This is a genomic window from Pseudomonas sp. BCRC 81390 (assembly GCF_030341915.1).
In the GTDB taxonomy this organism is placed as follows: domain Bacteria; phylum Pseudomonadota; class Gammaproteobacteria; order Pseudomonadales; family Pseudomonadaceae; genus Aquipseudomonas.
In genome coordinates, this window is sequence record NZ_JATAAG010000051.1 from 1 (window position 1) to 387 (window position 387).

General features: G+C 62.5%; 1 pseudogene. It reads left to right on the plus strand.

Annotation, left to right across the window (positions count from 1 at the left end):
* Nucleotides 1–387 (plus strand): annotated as a pseudogene (locus QSV36_RS14670) (T6SS effector BTH_I2691 family protein); the annotation flags it as partial.

The window sequence follows — 387 nt, forward strand, 5'->3', positions numbered from 1 at the left end:
CAGAAAGCCGTGCGGCATCTGAACAGCGCCACGCAGTATCTCTACAACGGCGTGCAGCTGATCGAGCTGGAAGTGAAGATGAAGCTGGGCGAGTACTACGCCCTGCAGAGCCAGCACCTGCGGGAAATGCAGCACAAGGCCAATGCCTCCATCGCCGCGGCGCGGGACCGGATGCAGCGCAACCTTGACGATTTCGAGTTTGGCTCGATGAAGTCGATGCGCAAGGTGCGGCCGATCATCCAGCACGGGCTGATGAGCCTGGCCGTGCTCGACCCGCGCTTCACCCACACGATGATCAGCGTGACGGTGTGGGTCGAGGGCACGGCCGAGGAAGTGCATGGGCGGTTGTTCAAGGAAGCCAGCATGGGCGTGAACCAGGCGAGCAGC